Source organism: Streptomonospora nanhaiensis (genome assembly GCF_026642255.1).
In the GTDB taxonomy this organism is placed as follows: Bacteria; Actinomycetota; Actinomycetes; order Streptosporangiales; family Streptosporangiaceae; genus Nocardiopsis; species Nocardiopsis tropica.
On record NZ_CP113264.1, the window covers coordinates 348,837 to 373,637 of the forward strand.

The following is a 24,801-nucleotide window of genomic DNA, read 5'->3' on the forward strand; positions in this document are numbered from 1 at the left end:
CCGCGGACCCCTGCGGGCCGGGGCAGGAGCGGCCGGTCAGGGTGGACGGCCACCTGGCCGAGGGCGTCACGCCCGACCAGGTGGAGCGCTGGGTGCAGTCCGCCACCGTCCTGCACTCGAACGGCGACGCGCTGGACATCGCGGTCCGGGGTGACCGCGTCGTCGGGGTGCGCGGCAGGGCGGCCGACCGCGTCAACCGCGGACCGCCGCGTCCGTCCAGGTCAACAACGTGCACCCGATCCGCGGGATGCTCGGCAGGCCCGGCGCCGGCGTGCTCCGGATGAACGGGCTGCCCACGGCGGAGAACACGCGGGAGTGCGGCGCCGACGGCGACCTCACGGGCTTTCGCAACTGGAGCAACGGCGCCCACGTCGCCGACCTCGCCGCGGTGTGGAACCTCGACCCCGAGAGGATCCCGCACTGCGCGCCGCCCACCCACGCGATGCAGATCATGCGCTACGCCGAGAAGGGCTCCGTGCGCTTCCTGCGGGTCAGTGCCACCAACCCGGCGGTGTCGCTCCCCGAGCTGCGGCGGATCCGGTCCCTGCTCGCGGGGCAGGACCTGTTCCTGGTGGTGCAGGACATCTTCATGACCGAGACGGCCGAGCTCGCCGACGTGGTGCTCCCCGCGGCGGCCTGGGGCGAGAAGACGGGCACGCTCACCAAGCAGCGACCGCACCGTCCACCTGTCCGAGAAGGCCGTCGACCCGCCCGGCGAGGCCCGGCCCGACCTGGACGTCTTCCTCGACTAGGCGCGCAGGATGGACTTCCGCGACAGGGACTGGGAGCCGTTCCCGCAGTGGCACGACCCCGAGTCGGCCTTCGAGGCGTGGAAGCGGGCCAGCGCCGGGCGGCCGTGCGACTACACGGGCATCACCTACGCGAAGCTGCGCGGCGGGAGCGGCGTCCAGTGGCCCCGCAACGCCGACAACCCGGACGGGACCGCGCGGCTCTACGCCGACGGACGGTTCTGGGCCGTGCCCGACCGGTGCGAGGGCTACGGGCGGGACCTGGTCACCGGAGCTCCGGCGGACGCGACCGGGTACGCCGCGATGAACCCCTCCGGGCGTGCGGTCATCAGGGCGGCCGAGCACCTGGAGCCCCACGAGGCGCCGGACGGGGAGTACCCCTTCGCCCTCGTCACCGGCCGCACGCTCTACCAGTTCCACACCCGCACCAAGACCGGGCTCGTCCCGCAGCTGCGGTGCGCGGCCCCCGAGGTCTGGGTGGAGGCGGCCCCCTCCGACGCGGAGGACGCGGGGTCCGCGAGGGGGACCTGGTGGAGGTGGTCTCGCCGCGCGGAGCGGTCCGGGCGCGGGCGCGCATCGCCGGGATCCGCCCGGGCGTGCTGTTCGTCCCCTTCCACTACGGCTACTGGGACTCGGAGGACCGCGGCGGGGGAGAGGGCGTCCCGAAGGACCGGGCGGCCAACGAGATGACCGTCACCGACTGGGATCCGGTGCCCAGGCAGCCCCTCTTCAAGACCTCGGCGGCGGGACGCCTGCGCCCGCGCCGACGACGACCGCGTCCCGGCCCGTCGGCGAGGGGGTGCCCGAGACCCGGGGTGGACCGGGGGCGATGGCGGAGGAACGGGTGGAGGGCGGTTCGTGATGGGAATGGCGATCGCGCTGCGGGAACTGCACCGTTCGGAGGGCCACCTGCTCCACCAGCTCCTCGCCCTGGTCGAACGCCACCGGGACGAACCCGAGATCCACCACGTGGCCGGGGACCTCGCCACGTGGTCGCGGGAGCACGTGCGGGAGCTCGCCGCGACCGGCCCCCGCCACGGCCTGGAGCCGGAGAACCTGTCGGAGGGCGGCCCGGAGCCGCTCGGCGGGACGCGCGAGGACCCGGGGGAGCCGCTGGACGCCCGTTCGGATCCGGATCTCCTGCTGCTGGCCGACCCGAGGAGGCTGTACCGCATGGCCGCGGGGGTGTCGGTGGACTGGGAGCTCCTCGGCCAGGGCGCCCAGGCGCTCGCCGACACCGAGCTGCTCGCGCTCACCCGGCGGTGCCACCCGCAGACGGTGCGGCAGATGAACTGGGCGGACGGCATGCTCAAGGCCCTCTCCCCGCAGGTCCTGTCCGGCTGAGGCGCGGGCCCGTCCCGTGCCGCGCTCCGGGGACGCGGCCGGGAGCGGCGGTCAGAAGTCCGTGGAGGACTCCGCCGGCGCCGTCGAGGGGCCGCCGGCCGCACGGATGCTCCGCACGTGGACCAGTCGGCTGAGCCGGATGACGGGGCGGATCAGCAGTTCGACGCTGCCGAGCAGGAAGCACCACGTCCCGACCGTCATCCAGGCCGGGAGGAAGAACATGATGCTGCCCGTGATGAACCACAGCGCGATGAGCGTGTCGTTCGCGATGCTCAGCGCCTCGTACCGGCGGCGGACGACCAGTTCCTCGCGGCCGATGTGGACGACCAGGGGCCGTCCCCGCTGTGACCCGGGCATGGTGGTCTCCCTTCCTCTCGTCGGACCGGTCGGCCCGGGCCCAGGTCGGCCAGGACCGCGGCGGCGACGAGCCCGGCCGCTCCCGCTCCCACGACGACGTCGCAGGTCCTCGGCAGACCGGTCACCCGGCCAGCGTAGGCCCGAGCCCCGGCGCCGTCCCGGACGTCGACCGGTGAGCCGCGGAAGCGCCCCCGGGGGGAATCCCGTCCACCGGAGCCCCTGAGCTCCGCACGGAACGCCGGAAACCGGCTGAGGACACGGAAAGGGCGGCACCCCTGGAGGAGTGCCGCCCCGGCGGGCCCGGTCGCCCGCTCTCCCGGGTTCCGGAGATCAGACCTGGTACTCGGTGATCACCTCGGCGAGGCCGTTCACGATCACGACCTCGGCGTAGACGAAGGTTCCCTCCGCAAGGGCGGTTTCGAGCTCGTCGAAGGGGCACGACACGTTTCCGTGACCGTCCTCGTGGAGGCCCTCCTCGCCGGGGCAGACGTAGATCCCGCCGACGTGCGACGTGGTCTCGTCGACGTAGAACGCCTGGTTGCCGACGAGGTACTCGTACGGGGCCAGGTAGGTGACCTCGCCCGTCAGGGTCGTGTTCACCCCTTCGTTCGAGGAGTCCCCGCCCGCGGAACCGTTGTCGGGGCTCTCCGGGGTGTCGGGATCCCCGTGGCCGTCCGTCTGGTACTCGGAGATCGACTCGGCGAACCCGTCCACGATCGCGACCTCGGCGAGAACGACGGTTCCCCCCTGAAGGGCGGCGTCGAGCTCCTCGTAGGAGCACTCCACGATCCCGTAACCGCCCTCGTCGACGCCGTCCTCGGCGGGGCAGACGCTGATCCCGCCGAGGACCTGCGTGGTCTCGTCGACGTGGAACGCCTGGTTCTCGACGAGGTACTCGTTCGGGGACAGGTACGTGACCTCGCCAGCCAAGGTCGCGGTCACCCCTTCCGCGCCGTTGTTCTCGGCGCTCTGGGCCTCCGCGTCGAACGCCTCCGCGTCGACCGCGTCCGGGCTGAAGCAGCCGGTCGCGCCGAGGGTGATCAGGCCGGCGGTGAGAAGGGCCAGGAGGGAGGAGCGGGTGCTGCGGCTCATCATGTTCGTTTCTTTCGGGGAGCAGGTGCGAGGAACGTTCACGCCGGGGTTCGAGAGCTTTGGTCTGCCGCTTCAGCGGTTTTGCCGGGGCTTCCCGAAACGCTTGGCGAAGGTGAGGGAGGGAGTTACAGGGGCATGGGAACCGCGCCCGCCCTGATAACTCCTTGAATGTATCACCGAATTCCGCATTCCCGTGTTTCGGAGAGCCCTTGTTTCGCCTCGGGTGCGAGTGGTCCGCGATGCGGGTCGGGTTGCGGTGAGGGGCGGGTCGCGGTGTGGGGCCTGGCGGCGAAGAACCCGGGAGGTCGGACGCGGCTTCCCCTGTAAGGCCAGGTCAAGCCCTGTGTGGGTTTCGTGGATGGATCACTTTTCGCGTGTCCGATCGGTCACGGTGTGTTTCACCGAGAAAAGTTCTGACAAGAACCGACCAATGTTTCGAGATATGGGGAAGGGTTTTGATTGGGCGGTGCAGGTTTTCCTTATTTGTTACTGTGAGTCAGATCACTCTTGTTTTGTATTGGTGCTTTCCGTCTTACCCTTTTGTGGGAAGGGGTGCTTTAGACGGCTGTGCGGGCCGTGGGGTTCTCGCGTTCCGCGGTTTTTCGGGGCCTGTCGGGCGGCCCCGTGCGGGTCGGCCGCCGGTGGGCGCCGTGCTCGGATCGTCGCCGGACCGGGCGCCCGCCGCGCGCTCGTATCCTCGGACCTGGACGATCACCGGCGGCGGCCGGCTCCGGCGGCCCGGACCGTCCGCGGGGGCCGCCGGAGCCGGCCGCCGCCACCACCGACCTGGAGAGCGACGACGCGATGCTGGAGATGCTGCCCGGACTCGTCCGGATCTACGAGGAGTGGGCGGAGCGGTACCCCGAGGTACAGCCGCTGACCGTCCAGTTCGCGGCGGACGGGAAGTCGGGGGGAGGGCTCGACGGCGTGCTCGCCTACCCCCTGGACGGCCACTGGCTCCTGGTCACCTTCGGCCTGACCGAACTCGGGGAGAAGACCAGCGAGGAGGCCCGGGTCTCCGGCTCGGGCTTCGAGTTCACCTGCAGGGTCCCGCGCGAGGACGGCGACGAGGCCGTGCCCTCCTGGGTCCTGCGCGTCCTCCACGCCCTGGCCGACCGCTTCCTCGCGGGCATCGACCTGGACGTGGGCCACTGGATCGTCACCCCGTCCCCGCTCGGCGGGGAGCCGGCCAACGGCGACATGACGTCCCTCGTCATCGTCCCGGACGTCGAGATCCGCGCCATCGACACCCCGAACGGGATCGTCCTCTTCTTCCAGCTCGTCGGGTTGAAGGCCGAGGAGGGGGCCGCCGTCCAGGAGGCCGGGACGGCCGCCCCGCTCGTCGCGCTCCTGCGCGACCGGGACCCGAAGATGCTCACCGACCCGTCCCGGGACGCCGTCCGGCTCTGACCCGCGGCCGCGGCCGGCCCGGCGCGTCCGGCGCCCGCGGAGGCGGGGACGCACCGGGACCGGGAACCGGTCAGCAGTCGCCGCGGTCGGCGGTGGTGTCGCAGACGCCCGCGCCGTCCGCCCAGGTGAGGCCGCCCCGGGCGTTCGCGCCGAACGGCCGGGTGACGGTCACGTGCGTGCCCGCCCCGGAGTCCTCCGCCAGCCAGCTGCGGACCTCCCGGGTGACGCCCCCGGCCTCGCTCCGGAACACGTAGAAGGGGTGGGGCACGGGGGACCGCCCGCTGCCGGGCCGGGTCCACCAGTTCCCGCCCTCCGCGGCGGCGGTGTCCACGAACAGGCAGTCGTGGCCGACGCCCTCGAAGACGCAGGTGCGGGGCTCGGCGCCGCCGAGCCGTCCCACGCCCGTGTCCGGCGTCACGCCGCTGTTGTACGCGCGCCAGTAGACGTTGTCGCACGAGCCGTCCGCGCAGGCGTTCCAGTCGCGCCACGCGGTGGCGCGGGCGGCGGGCGCGGTCGAGCCCCTGTTGATCGCGGCGCAGTACCGGTCGACGATGTACGGGGCGACGAACCCGGCGACCCACGCGGTGTCGATCGCCTCGCCCGCGGTGTTGTGCGCGCCGAGCCCGGCCGAGTCCATCTGCCACAGGCCGACGCCGGGGTTGAAGAACAGCCCGTCGCGGCGGGCCGGGTCGTACAGGGTGTCCTGGTTGTCGTACCGGGACAGCGTCATGGGGGAGGGGGCGCCGGGTGAGCCCGCCCCGACCTCCGGCCAGACCGGGGCCAGGGTCATGGCGGTGGCCTCCTGCGGGGTGATCGCGCACGAGGCGTCCGCCGAGGCCGTGCCCGCGGCGGTCCTGACGTCCTGGAGGGGCTGGGCGCCGAAGACCAGCGGTCCGGGGTTCACCGGCGAGTTGGCCAGCTTGAGGTCGATGACCTCCTGCTCCTCGGCGGTGACGGGGCGGTCGGCGCCGGGGTCCGCGCCGGAGGCGAGGGCGGACTGGGGAAGGGCGGCCACCAGTGCGGCCGAGGCCAGCACGGCGATCAGCCGTCCGGCGGGTCGCGCGCGGAACCGGGGCCGGGCGCGGCCGGCGGGGGTCGTTCTCATGTCTGTGCACCTCTCGCGAGCGGGGGGAGGGGGCGGGGGTGGGCCGCGTCCCCGGGGGCCGCGCTTGTGCGACCGTGCACCCGGGGCTGCGGCGGTATCCTTCGCGGCTCAGGGCGAAAGTGGAAGGAAAACTACATTCCCCGCAGCCGCCCCACAACCCCCGCAACGGCGGGGGACCCCGCCGGGATCCTCCGGCGCCGCGCGGAAGGGCCGCCGCCCCCCGGGGGGTGTCCCCGGGAGGCGGCGGCCCTTCCGCGCAGAGGGGCCGGTCGCCCGACCGACCGCCGCGCTACCCCTCGCGGCCGCGGTCGATGGCGGCGCCGATCTCGCCGACCCGGTCGGCGAGCAGCCCCATCGCGCCGATCGCCCTGGTCAGCGGATCGTCGTCCGCTCCGCCCAGCGCGCGTCCCCGGCGGTACCCCTCCTTGACCTCGGCCCAGCGGGCCCTCTGCCCGGGGGTCATCACCCCGCGCAGCTCCGCCAGTTTCAGCAGGTTGGCCTCGGCGTCCGACGTGAGCGTCTGCGCCTCGCCCAGGTAGTGGTCGTCGATGACGGCCTCCACCTCGGCGTCGTTCATGACCGGCACGATCTTCTCCGCGAGCCGGTTCATGTTCCGGTACGACCCCTGCAACCGGAACGGCGGCTCGGTGCGCGCCTCCTCGGACTGCGCCGCCGACGCGATGTAGGCCCGGTTGTTGGCCATCACCACCTCCTGCACCCGCAGCAGTTTGCGCAGGACCGACACGATCCGGTCCACCTCGACCGCCGAGTACGGGTGCGCGAGCTGGTCCGTGCCCACCGAGTCGTCGCCCTGCGCCATCCGCACGAACCGGTACACGTCCTCCCGCTCGCGGGTGGACAGCGGCGCCAGGGTGGGGTTGGAGGTGAGCGCGTTCTCGATGTAGCTCAGCGAGAACAGCTCCTCCTTGCCCGACAGCACGTCGCCCAGGTTGTACACGTCGGCGCGGTTGGCCAGCATGTCCGGGATCCGGAACCGCTTGCCCTGCTCGGTGTAGGGGTTGCCGGACATGCAGACCGCGAACCGCCTGCCGCGCAGGTCGTAGGTCCGGGTACGCCCGTTCCACACGCCCTCCATGCGCCTCTGGCCGTCGCACAGCGAGATGAACTTCTGGAGCAGCTCCGGGTTCGTGTGCTGGATGTCGTCCAGGTACAGCATGGTGTTGCCGCCCATCTCCAGGGCGAACGAGATCTTCTCGACCTCCTGCCGCGACGTGGCGTCGGGCGCCTCCGCCGGGTCGAGCGACGTCACCGCGTGCCCCAGGGCGGGCCCGTTCACCTTCACGAACACCAGCCCCAGACGGCTCGCCACGTACTCCATGAGCGTGGTCTTGCCGTACCCGGGGGGCGAGATGAGGAGCAGCAGGCCGCTCTGGTCCGTGCGCTTGTCGTCACCGGCCGCGCCCAGCTGCTTGGCCAGGTTGTCGCCGATGAGCGGCAGGTACGACTCGTCCAGCAGGCGGTTGCGGACGAACCCGCTCATCACCTTCGGCCGGTACTCCTCCAGGCGCAGGCGCTCGCGCTCCGCGGCCACCAGCTCGTTGCGGCGCCGCTGGAAGTCCCGGTACGCGGGCACCTCCTCCAGCCGGAACCGGCGGGTGCGCGGCAGGATCTCGTCCAACCGCACCTCCAGGGACCGCTCGCGCACGCGCGGGTGGGCCCCCAGGATCCCGCCGACCGTCTCGGCCACGGCGGCCGACGACTCGTACCGGTCCGCGCCGGACCCGGTCAGCTCGATCGCCGCCGCCTCGGGGAGGTCGCCCGGGTCCACCCCGTCCAGGGTGCCCGCGAACGCCTCCAGCCACGCCGACACCAGCTGGTGCCGGGCGGCCAGGTCGCCGTCGAGCTTGCGCAGGTCCTCCGCGAACGCCGCCCGCGTGGTCTCCCGGGTGCTGCCCAGGGTCCGGTGGAACCGGTCGAGCAGCCTCCGCGCGCCCGCGCCCGACACGAACCCGCGCTCGGCGGGGGAGTCCGCCGCGAGCTCCTCGAACAGGTACTCGCCCACCAGTTCCAGGTCGGCGTCCTGGTGCAGCCCGCTGTCGGTCAGGAAGGCGTCCACGGCCCCCGCCAGCTCCGTGCGCAGCCCGTCGATCGCCGCCGACCGCCGTGCCCCGAACACCGAGCGGGCGCGGGCCAGCGACGCGGCCCGCACCGCCCACGCCGACCGCCGGTCCTTCCCGGCCCCGAACGCCCAGAACAACTGCGCCGCGGCCCGTGCCGCGCCCGGGTACCGGAGCAGTCCGGCGCCCGCGCGGAGCCGCAGCAGGGCGGACAGCACCTTCGCGGCGTCGTGGTCGTGCACGCCCCGCTCGTAGCCCTCGTCGTACCGGGCCTCGGCGGCCTCGCGCACCAGCCCCGCCAGGCCGGCCCCGTCCGCGTCCAGCTCGGCCTCGCGCAGCCGCTCCAGCGACAGCCCGTCCGCGCCCTCCTCGGCGGCGGCCAGGATCGACGTCGCCAGGAACTCGGCCCGGTACACCTCCGGGCTCTCGGAGACCAGCAGCCGGTCCCACAGGCGTCGGGTCCGCCCGAAGGCCTCGTCGGTGACGGGCTCCCGGAAGTCCGTGCCCGTGATCGCCACCGACATCCCACCGCCGTGCGGGGTGAGCGTCAGGTCGATCGGCTGGGTGTTCACCGCGAAGCGGTGCCTGCCCAGCCGGATCGTCTCCCCGCCCGCGCCGCGCTCGTACAGGTCGGTGCGGTCCCGGAGGGTCCTGCCGGCCTCCTGCCGGGCGGCCGCGATCCGGCCGTCCAGCTCCTCCGCGCGCACGGTGTCCCCGAGCGCGCGCATCTCCTCGGAGGTGCGGCGCAGCCGCGCCACCATCGCGTCCGACGCGAAGTAGGTGTTGACGTCCTCCAGGGTCGCCAGCGTCGCGACCCTGCGGTTCACCCCCTCCAGTACGCGTGCGGCCGACGACGCCAGGCGGTCGGCCCGCCGCGCCCGCTCGTCCACCAGCGACTGCTTGCGGGTGGAGAACGCCTCGTACACGTCCTCGCGCTTGTCCGACAGCTCCCCGAGGAAGTCGTCGAACTCCGCGAACCGCGACTCCAGGTTCTCCAGCTGGAGCATGATGCGCCCCAGTTGCTCGTCGCACCGCTCGGGGGAGCCCGCCGCCGCCAGCGCGCCCGTGACGGCCTGTCCCAGCAGGGCGAACTCGGCCGCGAACTCCGCCCGCCCCTCCAGGGCCAGCAGTTCGGTGCGCCGGGCCTCCAGCGTGGCGCGCGCCCGGTTGATCCCGGCCAGCACCTCGCTCACCCGCTCCAGGATGCGGGTGCGCACCTTGGCGTCGCCGATGTCCAGGGAGCCGACGACCTCGGTGACGACCTGGAGGCCCTCGGTCTGCTCGGCGATGCGCTCGCCGACGGCCGTGGCCGCGCTGACCGCGTCGATGGTCTCGGCGTCCGCGACCAGCCGGTCCACCTCGGAGTGGTACCCGGCGAACGCGTCGTCCTGCTCCAGGAACGCGACCGTCCGGCGGCCGACCGCCGTGATCTCCTCGCCGATCCTGCCGTCCAGGGCGTCGAGGCGGGCGGTGTCCGCGTACCGCGTCTCGCGCAGCGTGGCCGCCTGCCCCTGGGCGCGGCGCAGCCCGGTCAGCAGCGCCACCCACCCCTCGGCCGACCGCGGGGCCTCGCCCCGGGCCGTGCGGACGAGCGCGGCCGCCCGGTCCTCGGCCCCCGCCAGCGCCTCGGCCGCCTGGCGGGTGAGCGCCTGGACGGTCTCGAACTCCTCCAGCACCCGCCGGGCGGTGTCCTGCACCTCCGCCAGCGGCGTCGCCAGGTCGCCCAGCTCCTCCTCGCCCAGCCAGTGGAACCGGTCGAGCGCCCGGCGGCACGCGGCGATGAGCGCCTCGAAGACCTCTGTGGAGGGGCGCATGTCGGTGGTCATCCGCGCCACCGACAGGGCCTCGGACACACCCCTCACCAGCTCGGCGTTGCCGATCCGCTCCAGGGGGCCGGTCCCCGCCGGCTGCGCCGCCGCGTACACGTCGGACACGTACGGGGTCTGCCACACCTGCATCGGATGCACCCGGGTCGGCTCGCCCGAGTCGCTCCTGAACACCGTCATGGTGCCGTCGTCGAACAGCGAGTACCCGTGGCAGACGACGGGGTTGGCGACCTCCTTGCGGATGGTGTTGTACGGCAGCAGGAGGCTGCGGCCGTCCGCGCGGGAGTGGAAGACGTACAGCACGTCCTCGCCGTTGGGCGAGCGCACCACGCGCTCGAACTCCAGGTCGGTGACGTCGGTGTCGAACGTCCGCGCCGCACCGGTGGCGAGGTAGTAGCCGCCGGGGAAGATCAGCCCCTGGTCGTCGGGCAGCCGCTGGCACGCCTGGCCGATGCCGTCGAGGCGCTCCACCTCCTTGGTGCGGGTGTTGAAGACCAGGTGGCGCCACGCGGTCTCGTTGTACGGGAGGACGCGCAGCAGGATCAGCGCGCCCACCCTCGCGTACGACACGGAGGCGTCGGCCAGGCTCTGGAGCGGTTCGTCCACCGGCTCGCTGTAGACGCCCTCGCCGACCTCGGTGTTGTTCTCGACCTTGATGGTGAGGTCGCCGCCCACGGTCTCGACGAACAGCTCGTCGAGGACGGAGATGTGCGGGTGGCGGCCCTGCACGTGGTCCTCGCGTGTGGTCTCCACCCACGTGAAGTCGTGCGACGGCGGGAACACGTGGTCGCGTTCGCCGCGGTCGTCGAGGTAGGCGATCCCACCCGTGGGCTCCACCGACCACCGCAGCACGCGCACGTCCTCGGTGCGCGGACCGGTCTGGAACACGGCCAGCAGCCGGTCCTCGATCCGGCGCAGCTGGAGCAGGCGGGCGTCGCGGTAGTAGCGGTAGAGCTTCGCGAAGTCCTGCCGGAACGCCTCGTCGGGGAGCAGCCCGGGAACGGCGTCCCCGGCGGCGTCGGCGAACGTGAACCCGTCGCCGCCGTGCTCGTACCGGTGCAGCGAGAACACGTCGGAGACGTGCGTCTCCCGCTGCATGCCGATGAAGACGTTGTAGCCGAACAGGATCACGTCGTCGGCGCCCGAGCCGCCCACGCTGACGATGTCCCGGGGCACGCAGTTGTGCTCGGTGCGGATGCGCTCGGTGCCGAGGAGCGTCATCTCGGTGCCGCCGAACACCTCCAGCCGGCGGGCGTTCAGCTCCTCGGTCCGCCGGGCCAGCTCGCCGGACTGCTCGCGCAGCCGGGCGCGGAGCACCTCGTAGGCGCCCGCGTCCAGCGACTGCGCGTCGGCGGCGTCCGGCCCGGCGCCTTCGCTCTCCTGGGTTCCGGTCTCGGCCACGGAGGGCTGCCTCACCGCTCGGCGCCGGCGAGGGCGGCCGCGGGCAGGTGGTCCACCCCGAGGGAGCGGGCGGTGCCGAGCAGGCCGTTGAGCTTGTCGGTCTGCGGACCGCCGGCGCTGATCAGCTTGAGCAGCAGAGCGGACACGGTGAGGTTCTTGACGTCCTCGGTGTCGACCGAGGACAGCACCTTGCGGATCGACCCGCCGAAGTCGCCCTCGCCGTTGAGCCAGCCCGAGCCCAGGGCCTGCACCGTCTCGGAGTTGTTGACGAACCCGTCGACCGACCTGCCCAGGCCGATGGCCCCGACCATGCGGTCGAAGAACGCCCCGTCGCCGCCGACGATGTTGATGTCGGCGTTCTCCAGACCGGTGGCCAAGACGGTGGCCTGTGCCTCGGCGACCTCGCGCTGGACGTTGATCCCCGCCAGGCGCACCTCCTTCTCGGCCTCCAGGCGCAGGCGGTACTCCTCGTGCTCGCGGCTGACCTGGTCCAGGGCCGCCATGGCCTCGGCCTTGTCGGTGAGGCCGGCGGCCTCGGCGCGCAGCTTCTGCTCGACGGCCTCGGCCTCGACACGGGCCTTCTCGCGGGCCACGACGGCCTCGGCGCGGCCGACCTTCTCGATGGCCTCGGCGTCCTGGTGGCGGACCTGCACCTCGGCCAGGCCCGCGGCGGCGGCCTCGGCCTGCGTGCCCTCGGCCAGGCGGATCTTGGCGCGGGTGTCCAGCTCGGCGGCCTGCTGGCGGGCCTCGGCGAGGGTGAGCTCCTCGGCGGCGCGGTGCTTGGAGGCGGCCTCCGCGGCCTCGGCGGCCTTGATGTCCTTGACCAGGTTCTCCTGGGCCTCGGCCTCGGCGTGGATGATGACGGCCTGGCGCTGGCGCTCCGCCTCCTCGACGGCCCGCAGGCGCTTGATGGCCTCCTCCTGCTCGGCCACGGTGCGGTCCACGGCGATCCGCTCGCGGACGACCTCGGCGACCTCGCGGCGCTCGGCCTCGACCTCCTTGTCCTTGGAGATGCGGCTCAGCTCGGTCTCGCGCTCGCGCCCGATGACCTCCAGCATGCGGTCCTTCTCGATGCGCTCGCTCTCGATGGCGATGACGCGCTCGCGGTTCTTCTCGGCGACCGCGATCTCGCGCTGCTGGTTCTGGGTCTGGACGCCCAGCGCCTCGTAGGTGCGGATGTTCGCCGTCTCGGCCTTCAGGCGCTCCTCGGCCTGAACGCGGGCGGTCTCCGCCTCCTCGCGGGCGCGGATGATCTCGATCTCGCGCTTGGCCTTCGCGGCCGCCTCCTCGCGGCGCTTCTCCAGCTCGGCGAGGGTCTCGGCGGTCTCGGTGTTCTGCCGGTCGAGTTCCTTCTTGCGGTCGTTCTCGAACTCGTTGGTGCGCTTGTGCTCCTTGGCGGTGCGCTCCGTGATCTTCGAGATGCCCTGCGCGTCGAGGATGTTGTTGCTGTCGTGCTGGTGCAGCGGCGTCTGCTCCAGCTCGTCGATGGCGACGTCCTCCAGGCTGTAGCCGTTGAGGTCGGTGCCGATCAGGGAGACGATCGCGTGGCGGAACTGCTCGCGGTGGGTGAACAGCTCCTCGAAGTCGAACTGCTTGCCGACGGTCTTGAGGGCCTCGGAGAACTTGGAGTTGAACAGCTCCTGGAGCGTGTCCTGGTCGCTGGCGCGCGCGGTGCCGATCGACTTGGCGACCTTCTTGACGTCCTCGGCGGTCTCGTTGACCCGGACGTAGAAGTACACCTTGATGTCCGCGCGGATGTTGTCCTTGCAGGTGAGACCCTCCCGCCCGCGCCGGTCGAGGGTCAGCGTCTTGAGGGAGATGTCCATGATCTCGGCCTTGTGCAGGACCGGGAGGACGATCGCTCCGGTGAAGGTGACGTGGACGTCCCTCACCTTCGAGATGATCAGGGCCTTGCCCTGCTCGACCTTGCGGAAGAGGCGCGTGACCATCAGCAGCAGGGCGAGGAGGACGACCAGGCCGACGGCCACGGCGACACCGACGGTGAGGAAGGCCGCGTCCGCCGCCTCCTGGCCGTTCGTGGTAGCACTCAGCAACACGTGGGGGACTCTTTCCGCGAGTGGCGTACGGGGGAAGCGAGCGTTTCGGGGGGACGGGACGGCTGCGGGTGGCCGCCCCGGGGAGGGACGCTCGTACACATGGGACGCGGGCCCATCCGAAACGGTTCCGTTCCGACCGGCCCGCCCCGTTCGGGAGGGGCCCGCCCGGGAAAGGCGGAGCCCCGGGGCCGGGGGCTCAGGGCCGGTCGGGGTCCAGCGCGGCGTCGAAGCGCGTGACGAGGAAGACGTCGCCCTCGGGGCTGTGGTCGAAGATCAGGGCCGTGCTGCCCAGCGGCAGGACCTCGCCGCCGGTGGTGCGCACCGGGATGGAGATGGACGCCCCGCCCGCGGTGGTGATCTCGGCCCGGCCGAAGGACTCGTCCGCGTCGCCGATGCGGATCACACAGGTGCGCCCGACCAGTTCGTGCTTGGAATCCTCGGTGCGCCGGGGGAGGAACCGCTGGAGTGACATGACCAGTCCGCTGGTGACCGCCCACGCGGCGACGAGCGCGATCAGCAGGACCACGGCGCCGAGCACCAGCAGGAGGGGGGTGGACGCGGTGTCCAGGAGGTTGGTCATGATGCCTCCGATCATGCTCACGAACCAGGCGACGCAGACGAGCGCGGTGAGCGCGACCGTGACCGGGACGCCCGGCCGTCGTCCGCCGCCCTCGACGGACGCCTTCGGCGCCGTTCCTCCCAGCCCGACCCTGCCCATGAAGGCGCTCAGGCCCACGGCGTCGCCGTCGGCGTCCACGCCGTCGAGGAGGTCCAGGTCGGCGGCGCCGACCGCGACGAACAGCCAGTAGCCCGCGACGACGACCAGTGCGGGGGTGAGCAGCACCGTCGGGAACCCGAGGGCGGTGTCCAAGAACAAGCCCACCCGAACCGCCCCCTCGCTCCGCGACCGCCGCCCGGCGCGACCGTGCCGGAACTCTACCGAACGGCCCGGGTCGGGCTCCGGGGCGGTCACCGGTATGACCGGTTGTGGCCAGGGGGCGGGGGGAGGGCGCCCCCGGCCGCGGGGCGGGCGGCGGCCCGTCCGGAGGCGGACCGTCCCGTGCGCGGCGAGCGGTCGCGGATTCCGCGGTCATCCCCGCCGTTCCGGGTAGTAAGGCCTGGTGAGGCGGATCGACGAGACCGGGGCGGCGGCCCGGGCGGGACTCCCCGAAAAAAGTCGGAGAAAAGTTCGGCCGCCGTGTCGATTCCCCGCCGTTCCGTTCGACGTGTAGACGAGAGCGGGGGAGAGAGGCTCCTCCGCCGCACGGGAGGCGAACACCATGCGCTACATGATGTCGATCATGTCCGACCCGCAGGCCGAGGCCGACACGGAGATGACGCCGGAGATGTTCCAGGCGATGGCCGACTACAACGAGGAGCTGGTCAAGGCCGGCGTCCTCCTCGCCGGCGACGGCCTGGCCCCCTCCGAGGAGGCGACCCGGGTCACCTTCTCCGACGGCCGGACGAACGTCACGGACGGCCCCTTCGCGGAGGCCAAGGAGTTCATCGCCGGCTACTGGATCCTCCAGGTGTCCTCGCACGAGGAGGCCGTGGAGTGGGCCAGGCGCTGCCCGCACGGCGACACCGGCGAGATGAGCCTGGTGCTGCGGCGCATCATGGGGACCGACGACTTCGGCGACGAGATGCCCGAGGAGCTCAAGGAGCGCGAGCGCCAGATGCGCGCCCACAACGAGCACGAGGCCTGAGGGGCCGGTTCGTCCGGGCTTGCGGTGGTGTGGCTCATGGTGCTGTCATTGGTCCGTGAGCCACACCGACGCAACCCGCGCGGTCGAGGCGGTCTGGCGCATCGAGTCGGCCCGCCTCGTCGCCGCGCTCACCCGCATGGTCGGCGACGTCGGCCTCGCCGAGGAGTTCGCCCAGGACGCCCTGGTCAGCGCCTTGGAGAAGTGGCCAGACGAGGGGGTTCCCGACAACCCCGGCGCGTGGTTGACCACCGTGGCCAAGCGGCGGATGCTCGACCGCTGGCGGCGGGACGAGCGCTTCCAGAAGCGGATGGCCGACCTGGGCCGCGACATCGCCGGGCACGACGGACAGGCCGAGTTCGACGCCGTCCTGGAGGAGGACTACGGCGACGACCTCCTCAAGTTGATGTTCGTGTGCTGCCACCCCGTGCTGTCCACCGAGGCGAGGGTCGCGCTCACCCTCCGCCTGCTCGGCGGGCTCACCACGGAGGAGGTCGCCCGCGCCTTCCTGGTGCCGGAGTCCACCGTCGCCCAACGCGTCGTGCGCGCCAAGCGCACGCTCGCCGCCAGGCAGGTGCCCTTCGAGGTACCGGTCGGGGCGGACCGCGACGCCCGGCTCGCCTCCGTCCTGGAGGTCGTCTACCTGGTGTTCAACGAGGGCTACGCCGCGACCTCCGGCGGTGACTGGATACGCCCCGAGCTGTGCGACGAGGCCATGCGCCTGGGAAGGGTGCTCACCGCGCTGCTGCCGGGGGAGCGCGAGGTGCACGGCCTGGTCGCGCTGATGGAACTGCACGCCTCGCGGTTCCGGGCCCGTGTCGGGCCGGGCGGCGAGCCCGTCCCGCTCGCCGAGCAGGACCGCACCCGCTGGGACCGCAGGCTCGTCCTGCGGGGGTTCCGGGCGCTGAGGCACGCGCTCTCCGCCGACCCGGCCGAACCGCGCGGCCCCTACGCGCTCCAGGCGGCCATCGCGGCCAAGCACGCCCAGGCCGCGGCAGTGGAGGACACCGACTGGGCCGGGATCGCGGGGCTGTACGCGGAGCTGGCCGCGGTCACCCGGTCCCCGGTCGTCGAACTGAACCGCGCCGTCGCGGTGTCCATGGCGGACGGGCCGGGACCGGCGCTGGACATCGTGGACTCCCTGAGCGAGGCCGGGGTCCTGGACGGCTACCACCTCCTGGCCGCCGTGCGGGGCGACCTGCTGCTGCGCCTCAGGCGCCCGGACGAGGCGCGGGAGGAGTTCGAGCGCGCGGCGGACCTCACCCTCAACGAGCGCGAGCGCGACCACCTCCGCGGTCGCGCCGTCTCCTGCGCGGGCTGACCGCGGCGCCCGGGCCGGGCCCTCCCCGCGGCCGGTGACCCGGGCGGAGCCGGAGCCCCGGACGGAGCCGGGGGCCGGGCCGAACCGTGCGGCGTGCCCCGGGCCACGCCGGCGCATCCGGTCATTTCCGGTTCTGCCGAGAGCAGTCACCTCTGGCGTGCCGGGGCGCGGGACGCCAGACTCCTCCCCATGAGACTTCTCGTACTGGGCGGTACCGAGTTCGTGGGACGAGCCGTCGTGGAGGACGCGCTGGGACGCGGGTGGGACACCACCGTGTTCCACCGGGGGACCCGGCCGGCGCCGGAGGGCGCCACCGTGCTGCACGGCGACCGGCTGGCGGAGGGCGGGCTCGCGGAACTGGGGACGGGGGAGTGGGACGCCGTCGTCGACACCTGGTCGGCGGCGCCGAGCGCCGTGGCCGCCGCGGCGAACCTCCTCGCGGACCGTGCCGGGCACTACGCCTACGTCTCCAGCCGCTCCGTCTACACCTACCCCTCACCGGCGGGCTCCGACGAGGACTGGCCGGTGGTGGAGGGGGCTCCGGACGCGGGCGCCACCGACTACGCGAACGACAAGCGGGGCGGGGAGCTGGCCGCGGAGCGGGCCTTCGGGGACCGGGCCCTGTCCGTGCGGGCCGGACTCGTCCTCGGCCCGCACGAGAACGTCGGCCGCCTGCCCTGGTGGCTGAACCGCGTCGCCCGCGGCGGTCCGGTCCTGGCTCCCGGCCCGCGCGACCTGCCCCTGCAGTACGTGGACGCGCGCGACCTCGCCGCGTGGACCCTCGACGCGGCGGAGAAGGGCCTGGGCGGCCCGTACAACCTGGTGAGCCCGCCGGGGCACACCACCATGGAGGGGCTGCTGACCGCCTGCGCCGCAGCCACGGGCTCCGACGCGGAGTTCCGCTGGACCGACCCGGATGTCGTCGCGGAAGCGGGCATCCGGCCGTGGACGGACCTGCCGGTCTGGCTGCCGCCGGGCGAGATGCACGAGGCGCTGCACGGCGCCGGCGTCGCCAGGGCGGTCGCGGCCGGTCTGCGCTGCCGCCCGGTGGCCGAGACCGTCACCGACACCTGGGAGTGGCTGCTGTCCGTCGGAGGAGAGGCCCCGCAGCGCACGGACCGCCCGAGCCCGGGGCTGGACCCGGAGGTCGAGGCACGCGTGCTCGCCGCCGGGTGACCCGCGCGGCGCGCCCCGCGGGCGAGGCGGCGCTCCTCCGCCGGGAGCGACGGGGCGGCGTGCCCGCCGGTCAGACCGGCCGGGGAGGGCCGACGGCGCCCATGGTGGCGGCGGCCATCCGCAGCGCCAGGGGGAGTCCGCCGCAGTCGCCCGCGATCGCCGGGGCGGCCGAGGGGCCGGAGGCCGGCCCGGCGTCCCCGGCGACGAACCGGAACAGCTCGACGGAGGACTCCTCCGACAGCACGTCGAGCCGGATCCGGACCGCGCCGAACAGCGCCACCAGGTCGGGGAGGTCGCGGCGGCCGGTCACCAGGACCGTGCTGTCCGGGCCGCCCGGGAGGAGCGGGACGACCTGCTCCGCCGACGCGGCGTCGTCCAGCAGGATCAGCAGCCGCCGGTCGGCCGTCATCGAGCGGAACAGCTTGGCGAGCCCCGGGGCGTCGGCCGGCAGGTCGCGCGTGTCGGCGCCGAGGCTGCGCAGCAGCTGGCGCAGGGCGTCGTCGGGTTGCGTCGGAGCCTCGCCGCACGCGGATCCGCGCAGGTCCAGGTACAGCTGTCCGTCGGGGAAGTCCTCCCGCGCGGTGTGGCCCCAGTGCAGGGCCAGCGCGGTCTTGCCGACGCCCGCGACCCCCGTGACGAGGAACAGGGAGGCCCGCCCCTCCCGTCCGGCGTCGAGGACGGCGAGCTCCCGGTCCCGCGCCACGAACCCGCGGACGGCGTGGGGGAGCTCCGCCGGGCGGACCGACGGCCTGCGGCGGGCCCGCCCCTCCTCCCGCTCCGGGCTCAGGAGCCCCAGGTGGAGCCGCTGGAGCTGTGCGCCCGGGGCGATCCCCATCTCCCGGGCGAACAGGTCGCGCAGCGAGGCGTACGCCTCCAGCGCCTCGCCGGTGCGCCCGCACGAGTGCAGGGCGGACATGAGCAGGGCGACCAGGCTCTCCCGGGTGGGGTGCTCGGAGCAGAGGGTGCGCAGTTCGGGCACGGCGGAGGAGCCCCGTCCGCGTTCGACCTCCACCCCGTACAGCTCCTCCAGGGCGTACAGCCGCGACTCCTCCAGGGCGGGGCGCGCCTTCTCCTCCAGCGGCGCGGTGACCCCGCCGAGGGCCGGGCCGGTCCACAGCGCCATCGCCGAGCGCAGGGTCCGGGCGGCCTCGTCGCGGCGCCCCTCGGACCGGTGGACCCGGGCCAGGGCGACGAGCCGCCGGAACTCCTCCGCGTCGGTGGCCCCGGGGGCCGCCAGCAGCTGGTAGCCGTAGCTGTGCCGGACGATCGTCGCGGGGCCCAGGCGCTTGCGCAGTTCGTGGATGTGCACCTGGAGCTGGGGCCGGGCGCTGCGCGGCGGGTCGTCCCCCCAGACGAGGTCGACGAGCCTGTCGTCGGCGACCACCGTGTTCGGCCGCAGGAGCAGGGCCGCGAGGACGGTTCTGCGCTTGGGGCCGCCGAGTGCGACGCGCCGCCCCCCGGAGTGGGCCTCGACCGAGCCGAGCAGCCGGTACCGGATCACTGACAGGTTGGTCTGCACCCCGCGCCCCCTCGCCCCGCGGCGACCCCTGCGCCGCACGGCCGTGGCGGAGCATACGACACGCTGTGCGGCCCAGTCCACAGATCGTCGCGCATACACGCAACAGGTCCGGAATGCGCCAAATGTTGACCTGCGTCATCGGGTTTCGGCCGTAGGACGGCTGTGCTCACCGCCGGAGTGAAACCGGTACGGGAGTGATCCGGCGGAGCCGGGCGGCCCGGCGCCCGGGCCGCCCGAGCGGGGTCAGCCGCAGTTCGTGCCGCGCTTGCCGCCCTCGGTGCCGCTGATGCGGCCCATCCAGTCCACGCACCGCCCGGCCGCGTTCAGGTAGATCGGGCCCGCGTAGCTGGTGAAGTAGTCGCCCTCGTACACGTCCCAGTGGCCGCCCGCCGGGCTGATCGACAGGCCCGCCTCGATGATGACGGCCGCCCCCGCGGCGTTGCGCTTGGTGACCACGCAGTTGCGGCCGTTGGAGTTGTTGTAGGTCAGGAAGACCGTGCCCTTGGTCCCGACGGCGGCCGAGTTGACCACGGAGTAGCCGCTGCCGCACTCGCCCCCGTAGGTGGCCGCCGCGGCGGGCGCGGCCGTGGCGAGCAGGCCGGTCGCCGCGAGGCCCAGGGCGGCGGCGACGGAGGCGGTCTTGCGGAGGAGCTTCCTCATGATTCGTGTCCCATCGTGGGCCCGAGCGGATACGCGGAGTGCCGGACCGCCCCGGTCGGTCCCGTCACCGGGGCGCCCTTCGTGGTGCGGGTGCGGGGAGAGGCTGACAGAGGCCGCTTCGTGTCGGCTTCACCCCTGCTTGCGTCCCGCCCGGAGACCGGGGAGGCGGGCAGCCCGGCTTCGGACCGGCCGAGCCCTCGCTCGAACGGATGTCGTCGGTGCCGTACGACATGGACACCTGCGCCTTCCACGATCACGCATCGTCCGGTGGTTCGCCGCCCGGTGGGCAGAGGGGCTGCGGTGTGTCCCGGCCCGGGGGCGGACGCCCGCCCCTCCCGGGGCGTCCGGCACGCGGAGGGGGCCGCCCCCGGCCGGGGACGGCCCCCCACCGCCTGCGCTCCGTGCCCGTCCCGGCCGGGCCCCGCGGCCCCCGCGCGCGGGGGCCGGTCAGGCCGCGGGAGCGTCGCCCCCGCGCACGGTCACCCGCAGCTTGTCCGAGACGTCGTCCACGTCCACGACCGCCGTGTCGCCCTCGGACAGGGAGCCCGACAGCAGTTCACGCGCCAGGGGGTCGCCGATGGTGGACTGCACCAGGCGGCGCAGCGGACGCGCGCCGTAGTTCGGGTCGTAGCCCGTCAGCGCCAGCCACTCCCGCGCGCCCGGTGTGACGTCCAGGCCGAACCGCCGGTCGGCCAGGCGCCCGGCCAGCTTGTCCACCTGCAGGTCCACGATCCGCGTCAGGTCGGCCGTGGACAGGGCGTCGAACATGATCACGTCGTCCAGCCGGTTCAGGAACTCCGGCTTGAAGGTCGCCCGCACCACGTCCATGACGCGGTCCCGGCGCACCGACTCCTCCAGCGACTGGTCCACCAGGAACGGCGACCCCAGGTTGGAGGTGAGGATGAGGATCGTGTTGCGGAAGTCGACCTGGCGGCCCTGCCCGTCGGTCAGGCGGCCGTCGTCCAGCACCTGGAGCAGGGTGTCGAACACCTCCGGGTGCCCCTTCTCCACCTCGTCCAGCAGCACGACCGTGTACGGGCGGCGGCGCACCGCCTCGGTCAGCTGGCCGCCCTCCTCGTACCCCACGTATCCGGGGGGCGCGCCCACCAGGCGCGACACGGAGTGCTTCTCGGAGTACTCGCTCATGTCGATGCGCACGATCGCGCGCTCGTCGTCGAACAGGAACTCCGCCAGCGCCTTGGCCAGCTCGGTCTTGCCCACGCCCGTCGGCCCGAGGAACAGGAACGAACCCGTCGGCCGGTCCGGGTCGGAGATCCCCGCCCGAGCCCGGCGCACCGCGTCCGACACCGCCGTGACGGCGTCCCGCTGGCCGATGATCCGCGAACCCAGCTCGTCCTCCATGCGCAGCAGCTTGGAGGTCTCGCCCTCCAACAGCCGCCCGACGGGGATGCCGGTCCACGCGGACACCACGTCGGCGACCTCGTCGGCGCCGACCTCGTCCTTGACCATGGTGTCGCCGCCCTGGGGCGCCGCGCTCTCCTCGGCCTTGGACGCCTCCTCGACCTGCTTCTCCAGCTGCGGGATGTCCCCGTACATGAGCCGGGAGGCCTCGCCGAAGTCGCCCTCGCGCTGCGCCAGCTCGGCGCGCGTGCGCAGGTCGTCCAGCTGGCCCTTGAGCTCGCCGAGCCGGTTGAGCCCGGCCTTCTCCTGCTCCCACCGCGCCACGAGGCCGGTGAGCTGCTCCTGGGTGTCGGCGAGGTCGGAGCGGAGCCGCTCCAGCCGCTGCACGCTGGCCGGGTCCGACTCCTTCTCCAGCGCCATCTCCTCCATCTTCAGGCGGTCGACGGTGCGCTTGAGCTCGTCGATCTCCACCGGACTGGAGTCGATCTCCATGCGCAGCCGGGACGCGGCCTCGTCGATGAGGTCGATGGCCTTGTCCGGCAGGAAGCGGGCGGTGATGTAGCGGTCGGACAGGGTCGCGGCGGCCACCAGCGCCGCGTCGGCGATCTGGACCTTGTGGTGGGCCTCGTAGCGGCCCTTGAGCCCGCGCAGGATCGCGATCGTGTCCGCCGCCGACGGCTCGCCCACCATGACCTGCTGGAACCGGCGTTCGAGTGCGGGGTCCTTCTCGATCTTCTCCCTGTACTCGTCCAGGGTGGTCGCGCCGACCATGCGCAGCTCCCCGCGCGCCAGCATGGGCTTGAGCATGTTGCCCGCGTCCATGGCGCCCTCGGCGGCGCCCGCGCCGACCATGGTGTGCAGCTCGTCGATGAAGGTGATGACCCGGCCCTCGGACGCCTTGATCTCGGAGAGCACCGACTTGAGCCGCTCCTCGAACTCGCCCCGGTACTTGGCGCCCGCCACCATCGCGGACAGGTCCAGGCTGACCAGGCGCTTGCCGACCAGCGACTGCGGCACGTCCCCGGCCACGATGCGCTGGGCGAGCCCCTCGACGACGGCGGTCTTGCCGACGCCGGGCTCGCCGATGAGCACGGGGTTGTTCTTGGTGCGGCGGCTGAGCACCTGGACGACCCGGCGGATCTCCCCGTCGCGTCCGATGACCGGGTCGACCTTGCCCTCGCGGGCGCGCTCGGTGAGGTCGACGCCGAACTTCTCCAGCGCCTTGTAGGTGTCCTCGGGGTTCTCGGTGGTGATCTTCCCCGTCCCGCGCACCCGCTCGAACGCCTCCAGGAGCGCGTCGGGGGTCGCCCCCGCCTCGGTGAGCAGCCGTGCGGCCTCACCGCCGTCGGTGGCGAGCCCCACCAGCAGGTGCTCGGTGGAGACGTACTCGTCCTCCATCTGCTGGGCGCGCTGCGCCGCCGTGTTGATGGAGACGATCAGCTGGCGCGACGAACTGGGCGAGCTGACCGTGGACCCCGCGGCCCTGGGCAGGGCGCCGATGGCGGCCTCGACCTTGTCCTTGAGGGTGTCGGGGTTGGCGCCGACCTCCTTGAGCAGAGGACGGGTGATCCCCTCGGGCTGGTCGAGGAGGGCCGCCAGCAGGTGAGCGGGCTCGGTCTGGGGGCTGCCGTCCGTGGTGGCGCGGCGGATGGCCACCGACAGAGCCTCCTGGCTCTTCTGGGTGAGCTTGTAGTTCATGTCCGGTGACTCCTAGAAAAACTAATGTCACTCACAGTGATGATCAGTGGCCGGCCTCGGCCCCCGGCGGTGGGGCGGACGTCCCTCAGTCCCGCCCGTTCTCCGTGCGGCCCCTCTCGGTGCCGCCGGTCCCGCGCTGCGGGCCCTCCTGCCCGGGACCGCCCTGCCCGGGGACCCCCGGTCCGGCGGCGCCCCGGCCCGGAGCGCCCGGCTGGCCGGGGGAGCCCGGCCCCGCGTCGCGGGGCTCCTCGTCGCCCCCGGCGGCCCCGAAGGGCTCGGCGGTGTTGAAGATGGTCACACGGGTCCGGCGCACCAGCTCGCCGCGGACCGCGGGCCCCGGCTCGGGGCGGGCGGGCCTGCCGCGCCTGGACACCGCCCGCCGGGCCGCCTCCAGCTCGTTCGCCACATGGAAGATCTGCTCGCGCAGCTGCTCGACCTCGTGCTGCAGTTCGAGGATCCGCTTGATCCCGGCGAGGTTGATGCCCTCCTCCTGGGACAGCCGCTGCACCTCGCGCAGCGTCTGCACGTCGCGCATGGAGTAGCGGCGCCCCCGGCCGGACGCCCGGCCGGGGGAGACGATCCCCAGCCGGTCGTACTGCCTCAGGGTCTGCGGGTGCATCCCCGCGAGTTCGGCGGCCACCGAGATCACGTAGACCGGGGCGTCAGCGCCGAAGGAGTCGTTCACGTCGTTCACGCACCCTTCGCCCGCGCCTCGAGTCCGTCACGCGGGTCGTAGTCGGACGTCGCGGCGCGGAACTTCTCCAGGGCCTCGCGCGCGTCCCCGCTGAGCGTCTTCGGCACCGCCACCTCGATCGTGACGAGCATGTCGCCCGCGGTGCCGTCCTTGCGGGTCGCGCCCTTGCCGCGCACCCGCAGCTTGTGACCGTTCTGCGTGCCCGGCGGGACCTTCACGGTCACCGGGAAGCCGTTGAGCGTCGGGATGCGGACCTCCGCGCCGAGCACCGCCTCGGGGAAGCTCACCGGCACGGTGATCGTCACGTTGTCGCCGCTCCTGCCGAACACCGGGTGCTCCTTCACGTGGACGACGACGTAGAGGTCACCCGCCGGACCGCCGTTCTCACCCGGCGCGCCCTTGCCCTTGATCCTGATCCGCTGGCCCTCGGTCACCCCGCCCGGGATACGGGTCTGGATGGTGCGGGTGCTCTTGCCGCGCCCGCTGCCGTTGCAGGTGGCGCAGGGGTCGTCCACGACCAGGCCGCGGCCCTTGCACTCGCTGCACGGCTCGGACAGCGAGAAGCCGCCCAGATTGGTGTTCTCGTGCCCGGTGCCGGAGCACTTCGGGCACATCCGCGGGGCCGTGCCGAGCTTGGCGCCCGTGCCCTTGCAGGTGGGACACGCCTCCTCGCTGGTCAGCTGGAAGGAGCGCGTGACCCCGTCGGCCGCCTCGCGGAAGGTCAGCGTGGTCTCGGTCTCGACGTCCGCGCCGCGCCGGCTGCGCGTCGCCCCGCCGCCCCGGCCGCGGTTGCCGAACAGGCCGCCGAAGATGTCGCTCAGGCGCTCACCGCCCGCGCCGCCACCGCCCCCGGAGGTGCCCTGGCCGAACAGGTCGCCCATGTCGAACCCGCCCGGCCCGGTGCCGCCGCCCGGGCGGTACGACCCCCCGAACAGCGATCTCGCCTCGTCGTACTCCTTGCGGCGCTTGTCGTCCGACAGGACGTTGTACGCCTCGGAGACCTCCTTGAAGCGGTCCTCCGCCTTGGGGTCGTCGGTGTTCGCGTCGGGGTGGCTCTCCCGGGCCAGCTTGCGGTAGGACTGCTTGATCTCGTCCTTCGAGGCGGTCTTTGAGACTCCGAGGACCTTGTAGTAGTCCTTCTCCAGGTAGTCCTTGGTGCTCATCGACTGGTGCCTTCTCCCCGCTGGTGCCGGTTGCGTCCGATGGTTCCACGTGACCCCGGCCCGTGGCGGGCCGGGGTCCGACTCCG

Annotated in this window: 17 protein-coding genes and 1 pseudogene; 7 read left to right on the forward strand and 11 right to left on the reverse strand. The window is 73.2% G+C overall.

What is annotated here, in order from left to right; genetic code table 11:
* Positions 1 to 41 precede the first annotated feature (41 nt).
* The 3 genes and pseudogenes from OUQ99_RS01605 to OUQ99_RS01615 all read left to right on the forward strand — a co-directional run bounded on the left by OUQ99_RS01605 (position 42) and on the right by OUQ99_RS01615 (position 2,093).
* On the forward strand, positions 42 to 284 hold the full coding sequence (locus tag OUQ99_RS01605) for a hypothetical protein (protein WP_267947632.1): 243 nt from the start codon (positions 42 to 44) through the stop codon (positions 282 to 284).
* Positions 248 to 1,429, forward strand: a pseudogene (locus OUQ99_RS01610) (molybdopterin dinucleotide binding domain-containing protein); the annotation flags it as partial. The gene OUQ99_RS01605 and the pseudogene OUQ99_RS01610, both read left to right, overlap by 37 nt.
* Positions 1,430 to 1,610: 181 nt before the next feature.
* Complete coding sequence (locus OUQ99_RS01615; RefSeq protein ID WP_267947633.1) at positions 1,611 to 2,093, forward strand: hypothetical protein; 483 nt, start codon at positions 1,611 to 1,613, stop codon at positions 2,091 to 2,093.
* Between the two features lie 51 nt (positions 2,094 to 2,144).
* Here the strand turns inward: OUQ99_RS01615 and OUQ99_RS01620 are convergent, their stop codons facing one another.
* Both OUQ99_RS01620 and OUQ99_RS01625 read right to left on the reverse strand, forming a co-directional pair.
* On the reverse strand, positions 2,145 to 2,450 hold the full coding sequence (locus OUQ99_RS01620; protein ID WP_267947634.1) for a YrhK family protein: 306 nt from the start codon (positions 2,448 to 2,450) through the stop codon (positions 2,145 to 2,147).
* A 330-nt stretch (positions 2,451 to 2,780) separates the two neighbouring features.
* Positions 2,781 to 3,542, reverse strand: a complete 762-nt coding sequence (locus tag OUQ99_RS01625) for a hypothetical protein (protein ID WP_267947635.1) — start codon at positions 3,540 to 3,542, stop codon at positions 2,781 to 2,783.
* An 804-nt stretch (positions 3,543 to 4,346) separates the two neighbouring features.
* Between OUQ99_RS01625 and OUQ99_RS01630 the strand changes: the two genes are divergently transcribed.
* Positions 4,347 to 4,952, forward strand: a complete 606-nt coding sequence (locus tag OUQ99_RS01630) for a suppressor of fused domain protein (RefSeq protein WP_267947636.1) — start codon at positions 4,347 to 4,349, stop codon at positions 4,950 to 4,952.
* Positions 4,953 to 5,022: 70 nt separating this feature from the next.
* Here OUQ99_RS01630 and OUQ99_RS01635 read toward each other — a convergent pair whose 3' ends face one another.
* From OUQ99_RS01635 to OUQ99_RS01650, 4 genes are all read right to left on the reverse strand, one after another.
* Positions 5,023 to 6,057, reverse strand: a complete 1,035-nt coding sequence (locus OUQ99_RS01635) for a hypothetical protein (RefSeq protein ID WP_267947637.1) — start codon at positions 6,055 to 6,057, stop codon at positions 5,023 to 5,025.
* A 289-nt stretch (positions 6,058 to 6,346) separates the two neighbouring features.
* Entirely contained in the window at positions 6,347 to 11,362 is a 5,016-nt protein-coding gene (locus OUQ99_RS01640; protein WP_267947638.1) for a DNA repair ATPase, read from the reverse strand.
* A gap of 11 nt (positions 11,363 to 11,373) precedes the next feature.
* The gene (locus OUQ99_RS01645) at positions 11,374 to 13,419 is read right to left on the reverse strand and encodes a flotillin family protein (RefSeq protein WP_267947639.1); all 2,046 of its coding nucleotides are present in this window, start codon (positions 13,417 to 13,419) and stop codon (positions 11,374 to 11,376) included.
* A 196-nt stretch (positions 13,420 to 13,615) separates the two neighbouring features.
* Positions 13,616 to 14,302: a DUF1449 domain-containing protein gene (locus OUQ99_RS01650; RefSeq protein ID WP_267947640.1), complete on the reverse strand. Its 687-nt coding sequence runs from the start codon at positions 14,300 to 14,302 to the stop codon at positions 13,616 to 13,618.
* A gap of 397 nt (positions 14,303 to 14,699) precedes the next feature.
* Here OUQ99_RS01650 and OUQ99_RS01655 point away from each other — a divergent pair, with 397 nt between their 5' ends.
* From OUQ99_RS01655 to OUQ99_RS01665, 3 genes are all read left to right on the forward strand, one after another.
* Positions 14,700 to 15,125, forward strand: a complete 426-nt coding sequence (locus tag OUQ99_RS01655; RefSeq protein ID WP_267947641.1) for a YciI family protein — start codon at positions 14,700 to 14,702, stop codon at positions 15,123 to 15,125.
* 55 nt (positions 15,126 to 15,180) lie between these two features.
* Positions 15,181 to 16,443, forward strand: a complete 1,263-nt coding sequence (locus OUQ99_RS01660; RefSeq protein ID WP_267947642.1) for an RNA polymerase sigma factor — start codon at positions 15,181 to 15,183, stop codon at positions 16,441 to 16,443.
* Positions 16,444 to 16,632: 189 nt separating this feature from the next.
* Positions 16,633 to 17,619 (forward strand): NAD-dependent epimerase/dehydratase family protein, encoded by a 987-nt coding sequence (locus tag OUQ99_RS01665; protein ID WP_267947643.1) that lies wholly within the window; start codon positions 16,633 to 16,635, stop codon positions 17,617 to 17,619.
* Between the two features lie 70 nt (positions 17,620 to 17,689).
* On the opposite strand, the gene OUQ99_RS01670 is transcribed toward OUQ99_RS01665, so the two are convergent.
* The 5 genes from OUQ99_RS01670 to dnaJ all read right to left on the reverse strand — a co-directional run bounded on the left by OUQ99_RS01670 (position 17,690) and on the right by dnaJ (position 24,715).
* A complete protein-coding gene (locus OUQ99_RS01670; protein WP_267947644.1) occupies positions 17,690 to 19,138 on the reverse strand; it encodes an AfsR/SARP family transcriptional regulator in 1,449 nt (482 codons plus the stop codon).
* Between the two features lie 243 nt (positions 19,139 to 19,381).
* On the reverse strand, positions 19,382 to 19,798 hold the full coding sequence (locus tag OUQ99_RS01675) for a spore-associated protein A (protein ID WP_267947645.1): 417 nt from the start codon (positions 19,796 to 19,798) through the stop codon (positions 19,382 to 19,384).
* A 447-nt stretch (positions 19,799 to 20,245) separates the two neighbouring features.
* On the reverse strand, positions 20,246 to 22,858 hold the full coding sequence (clpB, locus tag OUQ99_RS01680; protein ID WP_267947646.1) for an ATP-dependent chaperone ClpB: 2,613 nt from the start codon (positions 22,856 to 22,858) through the stop codon (positions 20,246 to 20,248).
* A gap of 85 nt (positions 22,859 to 22,943) precedes the next feature.
* Complete coding sequence (locus OUQ99_RS31535) at positions 22,944 to 23,552, reverse strand: heat shock protein transcriptional repressor HspR (protein ID WP_276567182.1); 609 nt, start codon at positions 23,550 to 23,552, stop codon at positions 22,944 to 22,946.
* Complete coding sequence (gene dnaJ / locus OUQ99_RS01690) at positions 23,549 to 24,715, reverse strand: molecular chaperone DnaJ (protein ID WP_267947647.1); 1,167 nt, start codon at positions 24,713 to 24,715, stop codon at positions 23,549 to 23,551. Before dnaJ ends, OUQ99_RS31535 begins: the two co-directional genes overlap by 4 nt.
* Positions 24,716 to 24,801: the final 86 nt, after the last annotated feature.